This is a genomic window from Cellvibrio sp. KY-GH-1, from assembly GCF_008806975.1.
Classification (GTDB): domain Bacteria; phylum Pseudomonadota; class Gammaproteobacteria; order Pseudomonadales; family Cellvibrionaceae; genus Cellvibrio.
The window spans coordinates 1,208,962-1,227,645 of the sequence record NZ_CP031728.1; the positions used below are offsets into that span (position 1 = coordinate 1,208,962).

Consider the following 18,684-nt stretch of genomic DNA (forward strand, 5'->3'; position numbering starts at 1 on the left):
CAAAATTAATAAAACTTGATGGAAAACAAGGACTGGTGCGACCAAAAAGAAGTGAATGCGAGTCATTAAAGTGATTTTCCGCCTTTTGGGATTAGTGGTATCCTCCCGCACCTAACCATTACTACAAACACACCATCCATAACTATTTGATCTTCTTTATAAGAGAAGTTGAGGAGTCACATGAGCCTGTTACTGGTTGCAGATATCGGCGGCACCAATGGCCGTTTTGGTCTGGTCGAATTCGACGCGGAAAAAAATCGCGCACGCGGCAAGATCAACTACACAGCTGAACGCCAAATCACCCTGAAATGTGCAAATTACGCAGACATGGCAACTATGATCAAGGCCTGTTGTACGGAGTTTGGCATTGATATTCCAGCACACGCGTGCCTCGCCATCGCTGGCCCTATTGAAAACGGACAGGCCGCCATGACCAACCTGAACTGGAAATTTTCCATTGATGGTCTGCGCGACCAATTGGGGATGAAAACCCTCCACGTAATCAATGACTTTGCTTCTCTTGCGTACGCTGTACCCTTTTTACAGGACGATGAATTAGTAACGTTATACGAATCTGGAAAATCAAACCCGGATGCTCCCATCGTGGTAATGGGGCCAGGCACCGGTTTTGGCATGGCAGCACTTGTGCCGGATGGCGGCAATTGGAAAATCATTCCAACTGAAGGTGGTCACGCCAGCTTTGCCCCCACAAATGAAAAAGAACTGGATATCAAATCCTTCTTATTGAAAGAACAGAGCCATGTTTCGGTTGAAAATATTCTATCCGGCGGTGGCTTGGTAACCCTCTACCGTGCTCTCGCACACAACTCCGGCGTAGAAGCAAAAGCCTATACACCGGCAGATGTAAGTACCAAAGGTTTGGCAGATGAAGATGATTTATGCCGTGAAGCTGTTTTAACCTTCTGCGATGTACTGGGTGAAGTCGCTGGCGATAAAGCTTTATCTCTAGGCGCAAAAGGCGGTGTCGTAATCGGCGGCGGGATCACCCCAAAATTGGTTGGGCTTTTGCCGGAATCTCACTTCCTTGAGCGCTACAAAAACAAAGGCCCAATGGCTGGTTATGTGAGCGACATTTCCATCCGCCTCATTGTGAACGACAAAGCAGCACTGGTTGGTTCCGCAGCTTGGTTAATCAACAATACGCCAGCGCTAAAAAACGCATAACCCGCAATACATTCCCGTCATAAAAAATGCACCCCAGGGTGCATTTTTTATTGACGTGGTTAGATCCGACCGTTAGTGCTTTTCTTTCGCTTTGATTATTGGGCCGGTAGAGTCGCGCACGATAATGCTTGAACTCAACATGCTGGCGGGCAGCTGAATTTCACGTCCCTTCAATTGTTTTAATAGCAGATCCGTAGCTTTTTTCGCCATTTGGCGAATGGGCTGCCGAATGGTAGTGAGCGATGGATATAATTGGTGTGCAACGGGAGTATCGTCGAATCCTGCGACCGATAATTGCGCCGGTATTTTAACTCCCGATTGATGGGCAACCATCATCACCCCCGCAGCCATATCATCATTTGCAGCAAAAATAGCGGTTGGCCGCTGCGCATGCAGCAAAAGTTTTTTGCCACACTCTTCACCCGATTCAAATGAGTTATCACCTTGCTCTACCAATTCTTTTATCAGGGGCAAGTCATTTTCAATTAGTGCAGCTTTGTACCCTTCGTAGCGCAAGGACATAGCACGGTGGTCCGGGTGACCACAAATAAAGCCAATGCGTGTGTGCCCCCAAGCAATCAATTGACAGGTCATATCATACGAAGCTTCCTCATCATTAGTTTCAACGTACGGAGATAAGGATTTATTTTCTGTCGGTGCGACACGGACGAAAGGGATATTCATTTTTTTAAGGGAATTGATAACCGTCATATTGTCGGAGAGTGGCGGCGTCAGCATGACACCATCTACCCGCTTCTCTAAAATTAAATCGGTTACCTCATTTAAAACATTAGGATCGCGATGGATAGCCGGGTGCACAAGTAGCTCGTAGCGCTGGGGACGACAAACCTCAAGCACACCCTCCTGGATATCCAGCACATAATGTGCGCTGGGATGACCATAAATAAGCCCCAGCAGATAGGATTTATTCCCCGCGAGACTTCGGGCAGATTGGTTGGGCCGATAATTCAACGCCGCAATGGCCGAGTCTACCTTCTCACGCGTTGCCGGCCTCACATTGGGCTCATTATTTACAACTCGAGAAACCGTTTTGATGGACACCCCTGCGAGAGCAGCTACATCATCAATCGTTGCCTTTGCCACTGACTTAACCTCTGGTTGATTTATTGTTGCTCAATCCCAGAGTCAAATATATGTCACATTGACAATAAGAAAGAAGCTTGCTTTTTTGACGCAGGAATTGTAATCGCGAAACAAACAATGTGACAGCTTTATAGCCTTGGATTATAGTACCGCCGCGATTTTCGCCAGATTATTAGTTACCCCAAGTCCCAACTCTGGCGCTGTTTTAAGACCATTACAACGACAAATCATTTTATAACAACGAGGCAATCACTCTCATGCAATCATCATCCAACAAATATCTGCCCGCTTATGCGGCAGTAACAACACTATTCTTCGCGTGGGGGTTTATTACTTCCCTCATCGATCCATTGGTCGCAGCGGTAAAAGGAATTTTCAGTCTGAGCGACGTAGAAGCTCAACTCAGTGCCTTCGCGTTCTTTATCGCCTATGGAATCATGAGCTTCCCGGCAGCGACTCTGCTATCTCGCTTTAAATCCGTATCAACTATTTTGATTGCATTGGGCATGATGATTGGTGGATGCCTGATCATGTTGGTTGCAGCCAATATTGAAGTTTACGCACTGGTACTTGGCGGCCTTTTTGTGCTTGCCAGTGGTATCACCGCATTGCAAGTCGCCGCAAACCCTTTGGCCGCCGCGCTTGGTTCGCCCGAAGGTAGCCACTTCCGCTTAACCTTCAGCCAAACCTTTAACAGCCTTGGAACTTTTATCGGACCAATCATTGGTGCAAGCCTTTTCCTGGAAGGCGTAGAAGTTAAGCACGGCGAAACTATTACCGATGAAGTTCGCACCCAAGCTCTTGCCGGTATCGACGCTGCTTACTTCTGGTTGGCAGGTATGATTGCAGCACTACTTGCCTTCTTTTTTGTCAGCCGCAAAATTGTTGGACAAGCTGCTCCAGACTCTTCGGCAGCCAAGCCAAAGGGCATTGGCGAAATGCTGTCGGATGCTTTCCAATCTAAATGGGCAATGCTCGGCGGCATGGCGATCTTTTTGTACGTAGGTGCCGAGGTTGCCATAGGCACTCAAATGGCATTCTTTTTGAATTCAGACTCTATTTGGGGCCAGTCCGATGCGATTTTCGCGTTCCCGTTCATTGACAAAATTGCCAGTTCCGATGGAGTTCTTGGCGTTTCGTTGCAAGAAGCCGCTGCGTTAACTGCACTCTATTGGGGTGGGGCTATGGTAGGTCGCTTGATCGGTTCTGCTCTGCTCGCCAAAGTAAATGCCGCCATGTTGCTCGTTGTGTTCACTGGCGCAGCCGCCGCTATGTGTTTCTATGTATTCTCTGTAGGCGGAGTAGGCGCCGGTTTTATTGCACTGGCAATTGGGTTATTTAACTCTATTATGTTCCCGGTTATTTTCACTCTGACTCTGGAACGCTCTACCGCGAGTTCAGAAGCAACCTCTGGTTTCCTCTGTACGGCAATTATCGGCGGCGCGTTTGTGCCTTTACTGGCGGGATTGGTTTCAGGTCACAGCAGTTATGTAACCGCGTTTATTGTTCCTGCAGTTTGCTACATAATTTTGTGTGTCTTCGCGCTCAGCGCCGCTAAAACCAAAGCAACTAACGACGTTGCCGAAGTTGCAACCAGCCACTAATTTACTGAGTGGCCATCTGAATTCTGCAAGCAGATTAACTGCTTGCAGAATTACGATCTGAATCCCAACGTTCCGCCGCTTCTCCGTCCTTATTTTTCGCCTCTACCCACACATTTTTCCCCTCCTGAGTAATTTCCTTTTTCCAAAAAGGTGCACGGGTCTTTAAAAAATCCATTAGAAATTCTGCGGCCTGAAATGCGTGCTCTCGATGAGCACTGGTAACTCCAACAAAAACAATTTGATCACCCAGACGCAATTCACCTACACGATGGATGATGCGAGCGGAAACCAAATCCCAGCGCAGTTTTGCCTCCGCGAGAATTTGCTCCAATATTTTTTCCGTCATACCGGGATAATGCTCCAATGAAAGACCGGCCACCAAACGTCCATCGTTAAAATCCCGCACGCGCCCTACAAAAAATACCACTGCGCCTGCGGCAGCATTGCCTGCAATTAACGCTGAGTACTCTTGCCCTACATCAAAATCATTTTGTTGAACACAGATCGAAAAGGTCATATCAACCTCCTGTTACTGGCGGAAAAAAAGCCACCTCATCACCATCAACCAATGTCTGATTTCCTTTTGTATATGCATGATTGACCGCGGTCAGAACTTTGCTCTTGAGTAGCGTTGATTCCCATGAAGGATTTTGCAACACGAGCTGCTGCTTTAATTCATCCAGCGACTTAACGTGTGCACTGGAAACATCAAGCTCCGCGATACCTAATTGCTCGCGCAACTGCGCTAGAAAAATTACCCGGATCATGACTATAGCCCTTCGCGTTGATAATGGCCGCGACGGCCGCCGGATTTCTCCAGTAAGCAAACGCGCTCAATCACCATCCCCATATCAACTGCTTTGCACATATCATAAATTGTTAGGGCCGCAACACTGGCCGCAGTGAGCGCTTCCATTTCCACACCGGTTTGCCCGGTCAATTTGCAATAGCTGGTGATTTCAACCGCACTGTTACTTTCATCCAACACGAAGTCCACGGCAACTTTGCTCAAAGCCAAAGGATGACATAATGGAATTAAGTCCGAACATTTTTTGGCAGCTTGTATTCCCGCTATCCGAGCAACAGCCAACACATCACCTTTTTTTAGTGAATTATGTTTTATTTGCTCCAAGGTATCCGGCGTCATAACTACGCGAGCAAAGGCCCTGGCCTCGCGCACGCTGGGAGTTTTTTCAGAAACATCGACCATGCTGGCATGGCCGTGGGAATCTATATGGGTAAGCGTCATAACAAATGCATCCAGTTAACCAAGACTGGCCGTGCAGCAGCCAGGAAATAGGGTTATCATAAAGCACTCATCAAGATGACCGCATTTTTATTTCCTCGCCAGCTTAAAATTATCCGACTTACATGACCTCACCAGTACTTGATCGCCGCTTTACCCTTGCCCCAATGATGGAGTGGTCCACGTCGGACTGCCGTACCTTTTGGCGCCTTCTCACTAAGAACGCTGTGCTCTACAGCGAAATGGTCACCACCGGTGCTCTACTCCACGGGGATAAAGCACGCTTTCTGGACTACAACGCCTGCGAACATCCTCTCGCACTGCAACTGGGAGGCAGTAACCCTAAAGACTTGGCCGAATGCAGCAAAATCGCTGAAGACTGGGGTTATGATGAAGTCAACCTTAACTGTGGCTGCCCCAGCGATAGAGTTCAAAATGGAATGATTGGAGCTTGCCTGATGGCTGAACCCGAACTCGTCGCCGAGTGTATAGCGGCCATGCAACACGCCGTTAAAATCCCGGTTACGGTTAAACACCGTATCGGTATAGACGATATGGAAGACTACGAAGGCTTGGTAAAATTTGTAAGTACCATCGCCAAAACCGGTTGCAATACGTTTATCGTGCATGCACGCAAAGCTTGGCTAAAAGGACTGAGTCCGAAAGAAAATCGCGAAGTCCCACCACTGCAATACGATAAGGTTTACCAACTGAAGCGGGATTTCCCGCACCTTGAAATCATTATCAACGGGGGCATCACCTCCTTGGAACAAAGCCAACAGCTGTTAAATCACGTTGATGGCGTCATGCTAGGTCGAGAAGCCTATGCCAATCCATACCTGCTAGCGGAGGTCGATCAGCAGATTTATGGCACATCGAACCCTGTTATCAGTCGCAACGAAGTCATGATGGGATTTCTCAACTATTGTGAGGAACAGCTGGCAAAAGGCACGCGCTTAAACCATCTGACCCGACATATTCTCGGCCTATATCACGGCCTGCCGCGCGCACGGCAATTTCGTCGGATATTAAGTGAGCAAGCGCATAAACCAGGCGCTGGCATAGAGATTCTTCAACAAGCATTGAATGTCTTAAATGAGGTACCATTAGCGAGTACAGCCGACCAAGCTCAGTAAAAGCTAACTTGAACTAACGAATTTACCTTTTATAAAAAATGACTGTTTCATTCATAAAGTCATAAGGACTATAATTAATCCGACGGCAATTAAACGACGATCAACCACGTGAATATTTAGAGATAGGATTACCACTGTGACTAGCAAACTTGAACAACTGAAGCAATTTACCGATGTGGTCGCCGATACCGGTGATATCGAAGCCATCCGCCTGTACAAGCCGCTGGATGCCACCACTAACCCGTCCCTGGTTTATAAAGCTGCCCAAATGCCGCAATATCAGGATCTGCTGACCTCTGCAATTAGCAGCACTAAAGGTATAGTGAACAGCGCTGAACAATTGAGCGCAGCTTGCGATCATCTGGCAGTTGGAATTGGTCTGGAGATTTTGAAAATTGTTCCCGGACGCATTTCAACCGAAGTTGATGCACGCTTATCATTCGACACCAAGGCATCGATTGCCAAGGCACACCAACTGATCAGCCTTTATGAGAAAGGCGGCGTTGATAAATCCCGCGTCCTGATCAAACTCGCATCCACGTGGGAAGGTATTCGCGCGGCTGAAGTACTGGAAAAAGAAGGCATCAATTGCAATCTGACGTTGTTGTTTGGTTTCAATCAAGCCGCAGCCTGCGCTGATGCTGGCGTATTTCTGATTTCCCCTTTCGTTGGTCGTATCCTTGATTGGTACAAAGCTAACACTGATAAAAAAGAATACACCGCTGAAGAAGACCCAGGGGTGGTATCTGTACGTCACATTTACAACTACTACAAACAAAACGATTATAAAACGGTTGTGATGGGTGCGAGCTTCCGCAACATTGGTGAAATTGAAGCATTGGCAGGTTGTGACCGACTGACCATTAGCCCTCAGCTGCTGCAAGAACTTGATCAAGATAAAGGCGAATTAAAACGTGTGCTTTCCGCTTCAAATACAGGTGATGCAATTGCGAAACGTATTGAAACTGAAACCAGTTTCCGCTTTGGTTTGAATCAGGACGCCATGGCCACAGAGAAATTGGCCGAAGGTATTCGCGGCTTCGTAAAAGACCAAATAAATCTTGAGAACTTGTTAAAGTCACGAGCGTAAACATTTCTGTGCTTACCAAACTCTCACGTTTTATCGAGCGCCACCTGCAACCAGGTGGCGCGACGCCTACTCTGACTACGCATCAAAAGCAGCTGGCTGTTGCCGCTTTATTAGTTGAAGTGGCTATGGCAGACCATCAGTTTTCCGATCTGGAACTCAGTTCACTTAGCGCCTCATTGGGACATAAATACTTACTGAGCGACGAAGAGATTTCAGAGTTGATTTTGCTTGCGAAAAGTGAATCAAATCATGCAACATCTCTGCATCAATTCACACAAATAGTGAATCAGCACTGCAATACCGATGAAAAATTTAACCTGATTAAATCCATGTGGGAAATCGCGTACGCTGATGGGAATTTGGATAAATACGAAGATTATATAATTCGTAAGGTGGCAGATTTAGTCTATCTACCACATTCAGAATTTATTCGTGCCAAGAGTCAGGTAAAGGCGAGTCTAAGCGAAATAAAATAAAACTGGACGTATTGTGTTGTTCGCGTGACCTAGCAATTCTCCAACATATTAACCAGATTGCGAAACGTATCTGCATTACTGGCATTCAATCCCATCAAAATTTTGTGAGCCTCGATAACTTTCTCTTTTACTTCTTGCTCGTCACAATTAATACAATTAAGTGGGTGGCTGGCTAACACCGGCGCATCCAGCTTATCCACAATTGTAAAAATATCAGCAAATCCCATGGTCTGCAGTATGCGTTGAATACTTGGATTACTAGCAAGGATCACAGGCATAATTCCTCGCCGTTCTTGACCAAGGATAGATATTTTCGCCATCAGCCCTAGTGTCGTACTATCAATCGCCTCGGCCTCGGAAAGGTCAAAAAGCACCGACGTAAAATCGGCGCTTTTGAACATGGAGTCAATAAATTGATCAAAAGAAATACATAACGTCAGGCGCACGTCACCAAGCATTTTGATAACGTAGACACCATTGTGGTCGGCGACGAGAATCTGGCCGGGTTTCATTAACTAACACCTCGGGATATAGACAAGACTGCGATGTCGTCAGGGTTATCGCGAATCTCCTTTATAACTAAAGTATTGCAGACGGAATCCAAACCGCCACTACTAGAGGAAATTAGTTTTAAAAGACTAGCTTCCTTTTGTTGCAGTTCTTGGTCCGGCATTATCTCAAGAACGCCATCTGAGAAGCAGACCAAACCAAATTTTTCCGGCAAAGTGCATTCATAGACCTCCCATTCGACATCTTTGAATATGCCAACTGGTTTACCGCGCCCGTTTAGATAACTTGCTCCCTCAGGCGTTACCAAAATTGGCATAGGTAAATGCCCGGCGACAACGTAGTGCATTTGATTGGTATGAGTGTCTATAACGCCAACAAACAGTGTTAGATGATGACTTAAGCGGGTTTCATGTAACTCCCGATTTATCTGGCGCAGCATGAGATTTGCCCCTTGGGCAAATGAATTTTCATCGCCAAACAACCCCTCTTCCCGCACCATCCGGCTAACCAGATGTTTTAACCATATTGTGACAAATGCGGATGAAGCACCGTGCCCCGAAACATCTGCGAGATAGAACGCTAAATAACGCTTTCTGATATGGGCATAATCGACAAAGTCGCCGCTGAGGAACAACGACGGAATTATAGTGTGAGCAGCAATATAGCCACCGTCGGTCGTAACACCCGACGGCATTAGCCTCCGCTGAACCCTGCGGCCTGCAATCTGGTCACGCTCTAAAACCCGCAAGTTTTCACGCAACTCCCGGTTAGCCTCTTCCAATTGCTCTCGGTAGCGACGGTTTTCGGCTTCGAGCTCCTCACGATCCAGCACTTTATTAATCGAATGAACCAGTACTTCGAGATCTACGACTGGCTTTATAAGGTAATCACGTGCCCCCAGACGCAACGCACTTACCACATCATTCATCACCCCTGCCCCAGAAATAACAATTACCGGAATGGCGTCATAACGGTCTTGTAATGTTTGCAACAACTGCAAGCCATCTCCGTTAGGCATACGAAGGTCAGTCAGAATTAGATCAGGAGGAACTTCAACAGAGGAGAGAATATCAAGCGCAGAAGGGGCATCAGCAGCGGCAGAGACATTAAAGCCGCTGTCCGTCAGGTAAGTCACAATACTCTGGCGAACAAGGGCATCGTCATCGATGATAAGCAGCTTTCGGCTTGCAGATGTCATCTTAAGCTCGGTCAATTGATAGAGTTTTTTATGTAAAACCACTAAGGCGCGTAACACTACTCTTTCATTCTGGCGACCGCAAGACTTAGCGACTTCGGCGAGAAAAAATAGTTTACGCGCTTTTTACAACTTAAACGTCATTTCTTTTTGGGATTTTTGTTGTCACGTTCGTTTTTACGGCGCATTTCAATTAATTGACGCTGAGTCATTTTCTTTTTGCGCTCACTGTAAGGGTTATCGTTGTTGCGGTATTCGATTTTGATGGGTGTACCATGAAGATCCAAAACGCGGCGATACGTTTTCTCCAAATACTTGGTGTAAAACGCAGGAACTTCGTTAGTCTGATTGCCATGAATCACGATGATTGGGGGATTGTGCCCACCAGGATGTGCATAGCGGAGTTTGATCCGACGCCCCTGAATCATTGGCGGTTGATGCTCGCGAACTGCATCCTGCAGGATGCGCGTTAGGTAGTTAGTACTGAACTTATCCGTTGCCGATTGATAAGCCAACTCAATGGATTTGTACAGGTTGCCAACCCCAGTACCGTGCAACGCTGAAATAAAGTGGATAGTGGCAAAATCCACAAACCTTAAACGGCGTTCGATTTCATTTTTAACATATTGCTTGTGGGCGTCATCCAACCCGTCCCACTTATTAAGAGCGATTACCAAGGCTCTACCAGCCTCGATGGTAGTTCCCATTAGGTGCAAATCCTGTTCGACCACCCCTTCGCTGGCGTCCATCACCAATACAACCACATTAGCATCAGAAATTGCCTGCATGGTTTTTACAATGGAGAATTTTTCGACCATTAAATCGATATTTTTTCGCCGCCGAACACCTGCCGTATCAATGATTGTGTAGGGTTTATCAAAACGTGTGTAGTTAATGTAAATCGAGTCACGAGTGGTTCCGGGTTGGTCATAAACAACCACCCTATCCTCACCCAATAAACGATTTACTAAAGTGGATTTACCAACATTAGGGCGACCGACTATGGCGATCTTAATCCCGGTTGCTACTTCGGATTGATAATCCTCTGGAAGCTCTGGCACGCCAGAAAGCACTTCCTCCATCAGCGATCTCACTCCGCGACCATGGCTCGCAGTAGTGGGGTGGACCTCGCCCAAGCCCAATTCATAAAACGGAGCCAGTGCAATATCCGGGTCCATTCCGTCAATCTTATTAGCAACTAAATAGGTCTTTTTGTTATTTACGCGTAGGTGCTTTGCAATCATTTCATCAGCGGGATTTAAACCCGCGCGGCTATCAACAATAAACAACACGATGTCGGCTTCCTGAATCGCCAACAGCGATTGTCCGGCCATCATGCTATCAATGCCTTCCTCTTCCCCGCTAATACCCCCGGTATCAATAACGATAAATCGACGATTTTCTAAAATACCTTCACCGTATTTGCGATCACGAGTTAAGCCAGGATAGTCAGCCACTAATGCGTCGCGCGACTGCGTAAGGCGGTTAAATAGCGTTGATTTACCCACATTCGGGCGACCAACTAGTGCGATTACAGGGATTATCATAGAAGTATCGATTACGCTATTGATGAAAAGCGATTTTAAATCGCAAGTTAAAATCAAGATATAACAAAAAAACAAAACCAGCCGACTGGAATTTTACTCTAATACCAGAGCAAATTCAGACGGCTGGTTCAGTCGTGAAGGGTAAAATTATTTGGCTTTTTTAACCTGATAAGCCATGAGTTTACCTCTATTAGTAAACACGTAAAGAGTTTCTCCATTTGTCAGCATAGGAGCGCGAGCCCCTTTACGATCAACTCTTACACGGGCCGCAAATTCACCATCGGCCTGATTCAGCACGTGCATATAACCTTTAAAGTCAACGACTGCCAAATAATCTCCAAACACTTGTGGTCCGTTCAAGCCCCGGCGCAGCATTTTTTCATTACTCCAAAGCTGTTCGCCGTTAGCTGCGTTATAAGCAACGACCTTTCCATCGGCATGACTCACGAATATTTTGTCACCCGAGAGCGCCAGGTTTTCGCTGGTCGAACCATCTTTCCCCCAAAGAGCACTGCCAGTACCGCGAGACAATGCACTAATACGGCCTTGATAGGTTCCGACGTATATAACTCCGTCTTTCACCAACGGATCAGAATGAATATCTACCATCCGCTCCAGTTCCGAACGACCTTTAGGGAGGGCTATACGTTGCTCCCATAAAATCAACCCGTTATTAGGGTTGAAAGCCATCATCCGCCCATTAGAAAACCCGGTATAAATAGCGGTATCTGTCACTATCGGGGATGGAGTTCCGCGCAAAGTCAAAACCGGTGGCGGATTATCGTAAAACCAGAGTTGAGCTCCAGTCTTAGCATCAAATGCAAACAACTTTCCATTTACAGTTTGTGCAGCAACAACCGAACCATTTGTCCGCGGAGCAGAAACAATCTCACCAGGCACTCGAGTCTTCCAAAGCTCACTTCCATTTTCTTTTGAGAGAGCCATTACTTCGCCCGCATAAGTTGCTACCAACAACAAACCATTTTCAGCGGCAATACCACCAACAATTTGATAATTGGGGTCCCCATCAACTGCAAAACTCTTCAACCATCCCCATAACCCTAGGTCTGGTTGATTTATTTTCTTCGCCCACAGCTTCTTGCCGGACGTAGCATCGGTCGCAACCAACAAACCTTCGTAATCTACAGCGTAAATTGCATCGCCATCCAAGGCAGGGGTAAGACGACTGAAGCCTTGATTTTGTCCTTCTCCGATTCCACGACTCCAAACTTTATCCAGATCGATGGTCTCGTCAAAATCAACCAACTCCAAGGGTTCATTACCAGTCTTTTTGCTAAACCAGGAACAACCCGACAAGGTGAATGCGCACAGCAATACCAGCCAGCATAGACGTCTTACCGGGGCTTGCATCATTGAGCTTTCTCCTCAGCCACCGGTGCTGCAGGTGTTGCTGAATCTACTTTCAAATCATCAACTTTCATTTGCAATAACATAAAACGCTCTTGTTGTTGCGGATCAGTTGCCGCCAGCGCCTTCTCATAAGCAGTACGCGCAGCATCTAAATCGCCTTGTAATTTAAGAACATCACCACGCGCCTCAGCATATTCAGCTGTAAATGCTGCGGCAGGATCGGGCGATAATTGTGCTAATGCATCAACATACGCTTTTTGTGCGGTCAATACACGAGCCAAACGCAAACGGGCAAGCTGCTCAGTTGCGGTATCCGGTTTGGCAGACAAAACCCATTTAAGTTCAGTAACTGCTGCATCAAGCTTGTTCTCTTCTACCGCAATTTTTGCCAGGAAGAATGCAGCACTATAGGCGTACATACTTTTGGCGTTGGCATCTTTCAATTCGGATGCCAAATGGGCTGCAGTAGCTTTATCAGAATCACTTAGTGTTTTGCCCGGTTCAACATTCACCAGCTTTAACAACTGCTCGTAAACCTCTGACGCTTTTTCTGCTTTTTGACGCTTTTGGTCTTGCCAAGCGGTGTAACCAAAATAGGCAACCAACGCAATTACCACTGCGGTAATAACGGATTTACCGTAATCTTTCCACCAGCGCTTAAGGGATTCTAGTTGTTCTTCTTCTGAAAGATGTACGCTCACAATTGGCTCCTGTAAACCTTGGCGAAATGCCCCAAAAAAAAATGAATGATTTAAAACGTTATTTTTTTACTCAGATATAACTTAACCAACGTTATTCCAGTGTCTTCAACCAAACAATGGCCTCATCAAATGACAAGGTTTGTTGCTCGGCTTCTACACGCAAAAACTTAACAGCCAATTTGCCGGCTCTGGCCTCGTCTTCACCCAATACCAGCGCGATATCAGCACCTGACTTATCCGCTTTTTTGAACTGGTTTTTAAAATTACCACCACCACAATTCACCATCAGGCGAATAAACGGTAACTCATCGCGAATGCGCTCCGCCAACCGCATAGCCACGGACTGGACATCGCCAACTGCCACCAGAAAAACGTCCGCCTGTTGATCTAATTTTTCAGGAACAGCCTCCGCCGCCTGTACCAGCAAAACCAGTCGCTCCAAGCCTATCCCGAATCCTACCGCAGGTGTCGACTTTCCCCCTAACTGTTCAACCAGACCATCGTAGCGGCCACCGGCGCACACAGTACTTTGTGCACCTAATTTGTCAGTTACCCACTCGAACGCCGTTTTACCATAATAATCAAGGCCGCGCACTAGACGCGGATTAACCTGATAAACAATTCCGGCAGCATCCAGTAACTGTTTTAAACCGTCAAAATGCGCACGTGATTCTTCATCCAAATAATCAAGCAAAACTGGTGCATTATTGAGCAGCGCCTGAGTTGTGGGATCCTTGGAGTCAAGAATACGCAAAGGATTTGTACCTAAACGACGCTTGCTATCTTCGTCCAATTGATCCTGCACATTATTTAAGTAAGCAACTAGCGCCTCTTTGTAGTTTGCTCTCGCTTCAGTGCTCCCCAAAGAATTAATCTGCAATTGAACATGAGGAGCAACGCCAAGTTCGCGGAGAATCCGCGCGCTCAGTAGTAATACTTCTGCGTCGATATCAGGTCCTTGCATTCCAAACGTTTCAACACCAATTTGATGGAATTGACGATAGCGGCCTTTTTGCGGACGCTCATGGCGAAACATTGGACCCATGTACCAAAGTCGTTGCGTCTGGTTGTAAAGCAAACCATTTTCTTCGCAAGCTCGCACACAGCAAGCCGTACCTTCAGGGCGCAAGGTCAAGCTATCGCCGTTGCGATCATTAAAGGTATACATTTCTTTTTCGACAATATCGGTAACTTCACCGATAGAGCGCTTGAAAAGTTCGGTCGCCTCTACAATTGGAAAGCGAATTTCCTGGTAGCCGTAGCGGGCCAGAATATCAGTGACCACCCCTTCAACGTATTGCCAAAGAGGGGAGTCAGCAGGCAATAAATCATTCATGCCACGAATTGCTTGAATTTTTTTCAATTGAAACCCTTAATCAAAATACTGAGCATCAGGCCCTTGCAATAATATTCTTTGCATCAGCATCAAGCTGAGCCTGTTTCTGTGCAGCTTTGGTTCGAATCAGGCGCTCAAGGTTATCTACCAGATTCTCATTGGTTAACTTCTGGTTAGGTTCGCCATCAATATAAATCAAATTACTAGGCGTACCACCCGCCAACCCCAAGTCTGCTTCTTTGGCTTCACCCGGTCCGTTAACAACACAACCTATGACAGCGACATCCAACGGAACAGTAATATCTTCAACTCGCTGTTCCAAATCGTTCATGGTTTTAATCACATCAAAGTTCTGACGCGAGCAACTTGGGCAGGCAATAAAGTTCACACCTTTGCTGCGTATCTTCAGGCTGCGCAACATATCCCAGCCCACTTTAATTTCTTCAACAGGGTCGGCCGCCAGGGATACACGAATAGTATCACCGATACCATCCATCAATAATGCACCCAAGCCGATAGAAGATTTAACCGTACCCGAACGTAAACCGCCCGCTTCGGTAATGCCTAAATGCAATGGCTGATCAATCAAAGTGGCGAGCTTCCGGTAAGCGGCCACAGCCATAAATACATCAGATGCTTTAACACTCACCTTGAAATTGTAAAAATTCAATCCATCCAAAATTTCCACGTGACGTAACGCCGACTCAACCAATGCATCAGGAGTGGGCTCACCATATTTTTTTTGCAAGTCCTTTTCGAGTGAACCCGCATTAACGCCAATTCGGATAGGAATGTTCAAATCACGCGCTTTATCAACTACTGCTTTAATTCGCTTTTCACGCCCGATATTACCTGGGTTAATCCGCAAGCAATCTACACCTAAATCAGCAACACGCAGCGCAATACGATAGTCAAAGTGAATATCGGCAACCAAAGGAATAGTGACTTGCTTACGAATCTCACCAAACGCTTCCGCTGCTTCCATAGTGGGAACAGATACACGAATGATATCTGCGCCCGCCAATTGAATACGTTTTATTTGTTCAACAGTCGCAACAACATCCGTAGTTTCAGTATTCGTCATACTTTGTACAGAAATAGGGGCATCACCACCTACAGGAACATTTCCCACCATAATTTGACGGGATCTACGGCGCTTAATCGGGGATTCGCAATGCATAAAATTTCCTAATTCGGAGTATCACCTAATTGTTAGGTGTCTTGCCGACCTTTACGCTAAGCACATTAGTACCTATTGCCGGAACCAATGTGATTTGTTCGTTATTTAATTCAATCTGCACGGCTGGTGCATTACCGAGCTTTATATCGAACGGAGCCCTGCCCTGCAAAACTAAATGCACACCCGCAGCCTGCAGATCCGCAACCAACACATCTCCGCTAGAGTCACTTACTTCCAACCAACATTCTTCGGTAAATGTAAACTCAATTTCATCCAACACTCCAACACGAGAACTGCCAGTTGAGATCGATGAAGAAGACCTGGAATCTGTATTCTCGTTCGACATGCCCACTGAACTCTCTGCAACTAAACCAACAATTGAGCTTGACGATGAACTGAACTGGTTAGCCATATCGGTAGCAGGTATTGAAACCTCATCTAAAGTTGTTGGCGATAAACCGCCAGACGCAGAAGACTCAGTCGCCATTGATGATTCAGCAACACTCGAACTTGAAAAAACCTCAACTGCTGGAACAATCGCTACGGGCAAATCGTACTCAGGCTCTTTCCGATTATCAAAAAACCAGACAGAAATTAACCAAAGCACCAATAACACAACCACAATTAATGCAACAAACTGCCACAGTGGCTTAGTGGCCGACTCCTGCTTTTTAGGCAAAACTTGCTCGTTCAGACCGTATTTTTGTGCATGACGATCATAAGCGGCTAACACTTGCACCACATCAAGTTTCACGAGATTGGCATAAGAACCAAGATAACCACGGGTAAAAGTATCTGCGCCCATATGACGGTAGTCATCCAACTCAAGCGCGCGCACTTTAGTCAGAGTCATATACAGTTCTTTTGCAATCTGCTCCTGAGATAAGCCTGCGCGCTCACGCCCCCACACCAGCAATTTGCCGGGAGATAATTCGCGAAAACGACTGTCTTCAGTCGTCTTTTTATCGTCATCGGAAACCATTGAACGCCCAAAAAAAAACGCTAAATTATTTACATCATTGTCTGTTTGTATTCCAGATATTCCTTTGAATAGGGAAATCGATTCTTAAGTACTAACAAATAACTTGCTTCCTTATCTTTGTTGCCAAAAACCCGTTCAAGACGAATACCTAATAATAATGCTCTCGGTGATTGCTGACCAGTTGCCTGAAAGCGATCCAGATGATCCTTCGCTTTTGCGTAGTCCTTCGTTTGAAAATTAATATCGGCAAGCTCTATATGAGCATCTGCCGAACTACGATCCAATACTGATGCGTGTTCAAATGCAGCTTTTGCCCGATCGCTTTTACCCAACAATAAAGCAGTCCGCCCAACATTAACCAAAGCTCCAGCGCGGCCATCATAATCGAGATCAGATGCAGCTAATTCAAACTGTGCCAACGCCTCTTCATAACGCTTTGCGCCGAAAAGGAAAACACCAAAATCATTGCGTGCAAGCGTAAAATTTTTCTTTGCTTTAATTGCTTTTTTAAAGGTTTCTTCCGCTAATTTTGACTCACCTTCCAATTGATAAAGGCGGGCCATCGTCTCTGTAGCCTCAGGTGAGTTTTTATCAATGTCGGCCGCCTTACGCAAATGATGACGAGCTGACTCACGATTCCCCCTGTCGATATATCCCCGCGCCAACTGGATGTGCAAATCCAGTGACTTCACCTTATCGACAGGACGCTTTGGTTTGCCTCCGTCAGATACACATCCAGTTACAAATAATGCCGCAACTACAACCAACAAAACACACCGCGTGAATCTCAACAGATTATTTGTTTGCATTACCAACCTCATCGTTATTAGAGTTACTGGCCTACAATTTTCACTGGTTGTACATCATCAAACTGAGCACGGTAGCGTTCGCTGCGACGAGTAATATCATTCACTTGCCCAGCCAACTGCCCACAAGCTGCGTCAATATCATCACCGCGCGTAGTACGCACCGTTGTTATATATCCTGCCTCCATTAAAATATCCTGAAACTTACGCAGCGCGTTATTGCTGACACGTTTATAGTTGGACAAATTAAATGGATTAAACGGAATCAAATTGATCTTGACCGGCACATCGCGCAAGAGCTCCGCCAATTCATGCGCATGATGAGGCCGATCATTTACCTGATCAATTAAAGTATATTCAATGGTGATTTTACGATGTGTATCTGGCATCGCCTCGATGTAGCGCTTGGCCGAATCCAGAAGCATAGCAATGGGATATTTTCGATTTATCGGGACCAACTCATTCCGCAACTCATCGTTAGGCGCATGCAAGGAAATCGCAAGGCACGCATCAGTAAACTGACTTAAACGATCCAGCTGCGGCACAACGCCCGAGGTACTAAGAGTTACGCGTCGCTTGGAAATACCGTATGCGTTGTCATGCATCATTAAATTCATAGAATCGACAACGTTATCGAAATTCAGCAGCGGCTCCCCCATCCCCATCATCACTACATTGGTAACCATGCGTGGCCCGTTGGGCTGTAATTGACCAAAGGATTTGGCTGCAATCCACACTTGGCCAATAATTTCTGCGGCGGTCAGATCGCGATTAAAACCTTGCTTTCCTGTTGCGCAAAAGCTGCAATCCAATGAGCAACCAACTTGCGAGGACACGCAGAGCGTGCCGCGATCCCCATCGGGAATAAATACAGTTTCAATTACATTGCCGCCGGCAACACGAATTAAAAACTTGCGCGTCCCATCAGTAGAGTCGAATTGTTGAACAACTTCTGGCGGACGAATTTCTGCAATATTTTTAAGTTTCGCGCGCAGATCTTTACTGACGTTAGTCATATCATCAAAATTTTCGGCGCCAAATTGATGAATCCATTTCATCACCTGAATTGCGCGAAATTTCTTCTCGCCAATAGAGTCAAAAAACGCAATCAGCTTTGCTTCAGGCAAGCCGAGTAAATTCATTTTTGCAGAGCCCTCTGCAATGACCGCATTCGCGGAAGAAGTGGAACTAGTTACTTCAGTCATGGCTCTGCAC

At 46.2% G+C, this 18,684-nt stretch carries 19 protein-coding genes; 5 read left to right on the plus strand and 14 right to left on the minus strand.

The window, feature by feature from the left end; translation table 11 throughout:
- Positions 1-180: 180 nt before the first annotated feature.
- Complete coding sequence (gene glk, locus D0C16_RS05070) at positions 181-1,185, plus strand: glucokinase (protein WP_151031307.1); 1,005 nt, start codon at positions 181-183, stop codon at positions 1,183-1,185.
- Positions 1,186-1,257: 72 nt separating this feature from the next.
- Here glk and D0C16_RS05075 read toward each other — a convergent pair whose 3' ends face one another.
- Positions 1,258-2,289 (minus strand): LacI family DNA-binding transcriptional regulator, encoded by a 1,032-nt coding sequence (locus D0C16_RS05075; protein WP_151031308.1) that lies wholly within the window; start codon positions 2,287-2,289, stop codon positions 1,258-1,260.
- A 257-nt stretch (positions 2,290-2,546) separates the two neighbouring features.
- Here D0C16_RS05075 and D0C16_RS05080 point away from each other — a divergent pair, with 257 nt between their 5' ends.
- The gene (locus tag D0C16_RS05080) at positions 2,547-3,893 is read left to right on the plus strand and encodes an MFS transporter (RefSeq protein ID WP_151031309.1); all 1,347 of its coding nucleotides are present in this window, start codon (positions 2,547-2,549) and stop codon (positions 3,891-3,893) included.
- Positions 3,894-3,927: 34 nt separating this feature from the next.
- On the opposite strand, the gene moaE is transcribed toward D0C16_RS05080, so the two are convergent.
- From moaE to moaC, 3 genes are read right to left on the minus strand one after another with little or no spacing between them, the layout of a single operon-like run.
- Entirely contained in the window at positions 3,928-4,410 is a 483-nt protein-coding gene (moaE, locus tag D0C16_RS05085) for a molybdopterin synthase catalytic subunit MoaE (protein WP_151031310.1), read from the minus strand.
- A gap of 1 nt (position 4,411) precedes the next feature.
- Positions 4,412-4,660 (minus strand): MoaD/ThiS family protein, encoded by a 249-nt coding sequence (locus D0C16_RS05090; protein WP_151031311.1) that lies wholly within the window; start codon positions 4,658-4,660, stop codon positions 4,412-4,414.
- Between the two features lie 2 nt (positions 4,661-4,662).
- Complete coding sequence (gene moaC, locus D0C16_RS05095) at positions 4,663-5,142, minus strand: cyclic pyranopterin monophosphate synthase MoaC (protein ID WP_151031312.1); 480 nt, start codon at positions 5,140-5,142, stop codon at positions 4,663-4,665.
- Between the two features lie 122 nt (positions 5,143-5,264).
- Here moaC and dusA point away from each other — a divergent pair, with 122 nt between their 5' ends.
- The 3 genes from dusA to D0C16_RS05110 all read left to right on the plus strand — a co-directional run bounded on the left by dusA (position 5,265) and on the right by D0C16_RS05110 (position 7,841).
- The gene (gene dusA / locus D0C16_RS05100) at positions 5,265-6,275 is read left to right on the plus strand and encodes a tRNA dihydrouridine(20/20a) synthase DusA (RefSeq protein WP_151031313.1); all 1,011 of its coding nucleotides are present in this window, start codon (positions 5,265-5,267) and stop codon (positions 6,273-6,275) included.
- A 136-nt stretch (positions 6,276-6,411) separates the two neighbouring features.
- Positions 6,412-7,365 (plus strand): transaldolase, encoded by a 954-nt coding sequence (tal, locus tag D0C16_RS05105; RefSeq protein WP_151031314.1) that lies wholly within the window; start codon positions 6,412-6,414, stop codon positions 7,363-7,365.
- Positions 7,366-7,373: 8 nt separating this feature from the next.
- A complete protein-coding gene (locus tag D0C16_RS05110; protein WP_151031315.1) occupies positions 7,374-7,841 on the plus strand; it encodes a TerB family tellurite resistance protein in 468 nt (155 codons plus the stop codon).
- Between the two features lie 29 nt (positions 7,842-7,870).
- Here the strand turns inward: D0C16_RS05110 and D0C16_RS05115 are convergent, their stop codons facing one another.
- The 10 genes from D0C16_RS05115 to rlmN form a co-directional block, all read right to left on the minus strand.
- Positions 7,871-8,353, minus strand: coding sequence for an STAS domain-containing protein (locus D0C16_RS05115; RefSeq protein ID WP_151031316.1), 483 nt, complete (start codon positions 8,351-8,353; stop codon positions 7,871-7,873).
- Positions 8,353-9,606 (minus strand): fused response regulator/phosphatase, encoded by a 1,254-nt coding sequence (locus D0C16_RS05120; protein WP_225318909.1) that lies wholly within the window; start codon positions 9,604-9,606, stop codon positions 8,353-8,355. Before D0C16_RS05120 ends, D0C16_RS05115 begins: the two co-directional genes overlap by 1 nt.
- Before the next feature lie 80 nt (positions 9,607-9,686).
- On the minus strand, positions 9,687-11,090 hold the full coding sequence (gene der / locus D0C16_RS05125) for a ribosome biogenesis GTPase Der (protein ID WP_151034813.1): 1,404 nt from the start codon (positions 11,088-11,090) through the stop codon (positions 9,687-9,689).
- Between the two features lie 150 nt (positions 11,091-11,240).
- Positions 11,241-12,467 (minus strand): outer membrane protein assembly factor BamB, encoded by a 1,227-nt coding sequence (gene bamB / locus D0C16_RS05130; protein WP_370458205.1) that lies wholly within the window; start codon positions 12,465-12,467, stop codon positions 11,241-11,243.
- Positions 12,464-13,165 (minus strand): tetratricopeptide repeat protein, encoded by a 702-nt coding sequence (locus tag D0C16_RS05135; protein WP_151031317.1) that lies wholly within the window; start codon positions 13,163-13,165, stop codon positions 12,464-12,466. Before D0C16_RS05135 ends, bamB begins: the two co-directional genes overlap by 4 nt.
- A 91-nt stretch (positions 13,166-13,256) precedes the next feature.
- Positions 13,257-14,528: a histidine--tRNA ligase gene (gene hisS / locus D0C16_RS05140; RefSeq protein ID WP_151031318.1), complete on the minus strand. Its 1,272-nt coding sequence runs from the start codon at positions 14,526-14,528 to the stop codon at positions 13,257-13,259.
- Positions 14,529-14,556: 28 nt separating this feature from the next.
- The gene (gene ispG / locus D0C16_RS05145) at positions 14,557-15,681 is read right to left on the minus strand and encodes a flavodoxin-dependent (E)-4-hydroxy-3-methylbut-2-enyl-diphosphate synthase (protein WP_151031319.1); all 1,125 of its coding nucleotides are present in this window, start codon (positions 15,679-15,681) and stop codon (positions 14,557-14,559) included.
- 25 nt (positions 15,682-15,706) lie between these two features.
- Positions 15,707-16,663, minus strand: a complete 957-nt coding sequence (locus tag D0C16_RS05150) for a RodZ domain-containing protein (RefSeq protein WP_151031320.1) — start codon at positions 16,661-16,663, stop codon at positions 15,707-15,709.
- Between the two features lie 29 nt (positions 16,664-16,692).
- Positions 16,693-17,472, minus strand: a complete 780-nt coding sequence (pilW, locus tag D0C16_RS05155) for a type IV pilus biogenesis/stability protein PilW (protein WP_191968648.1) — start codon at positions 17,470-17,472, stop codon at positions 16,693-16,695.
- Positions 17,473-17,495: 23 nt separating this feature from the next.
- On the minus strand, positions 17,496-18,674 hold the full coding sequence (rlmN, locus tag D0C16_RS05160) for a 23S rRNA (adenine(2503)-C(2))-methyltransferase RlmN (RefSeq protein ID WP_151031322.1): 1,179 nt from the start codon (positions 18,672-18,674) through the stop codon (positions 17,496-17,498).
- Positions 18,675-18,684: the final 10 nt, after the last annotated feature.

What these genes read in the sequence shown, in the direction of transcription:
- moaC (WP_151031312.1), bottom strand. Translation starts at nt 5,142, where the DNA reads ATGACGCTTACCCATATAGATTCCCACGGCCATGCCAGCATGGTCGAT.
- D0C16_RS05080 (WP_151031309.1), top strand. Translation starts at nt 2,547, where the DNA reads ATGCAATCATCATCCAACAAATATCTGCCCGCTTATGCGGCAGTAACA.
- pilW (WP_191968648.1), bottom strand. Translation starts at nt 17,472, where the DNA reads ATGCAAACAAATAATCTGTTGAGATTCACGCGGTGTGTTTTGTTGGTT.
- glk (WP_151031307.1), top strand. Translation starts at nt 181, where the DNA reads ATGAGCCTGTTACTGGTTGCAGATATCGGCGGCACCAATGGCCGTTTT.
- moaE (WP_151031310.1), bottom strand. Translation starts at nt 4,410, where the DNA reads ATGACCTTTTCGATCTGTGTTCAACAAAATGATTTTGATGTAGGGCAA.
- D0C16_RS05150 (WP_151031320.1), bottom strand. Translation starts at nt 16,663, where the DNA reads ATGGTTTCCGATGACGATAAAAAGACGACTGAAGACAGTCGTTTTCGC.
- D0C16_RS05090 (WP_151031311.1), bottom strand. Translation starts at nt 4,660, where the DNA reads ATGATCCGGGTAATTTTTCTAGCGCAGTTGCGCGAGCAATTAGGTATC.
- rlmN (WP_151031322.1), bottom strand. Translation starts at nt 18,674, where the DNA reads ATGACTGAAGTAACTAGTTCCACTTCTTCCGCGAATGCGGTCATTGCA.
- bamB (WP_370458205.1), bottom strand. Translation starts at nt 12,467, where the DNA reads ATGATGCAAGCCCCGGTAAGACGTCTATGCTGGCTGGTATTGCTGTGC.
- dusA (WP_151031313.1), top strand. Translation starts at nt 5,265, where the DNA reads ATGACCTCACCAGTACTTGATCGCCGCTTTACCCTTGCCCCAATGATG.
- D0C16_RS05115 (WP_151031316.1), bottom strand. Translation starts at nt 8,353, where the DNA reads ATGAAACCCGGCCAGATTCTCGTCGCCGACCACAATGGTGTCTACGTT.
- ispG (WP_151031319.1), bottom strand. Translation starts at nt 15,681, where the DNA reads ATGCATTGCGAATCCCCGATTAAGCGCCGTAGATCCCGTCAAATTATG.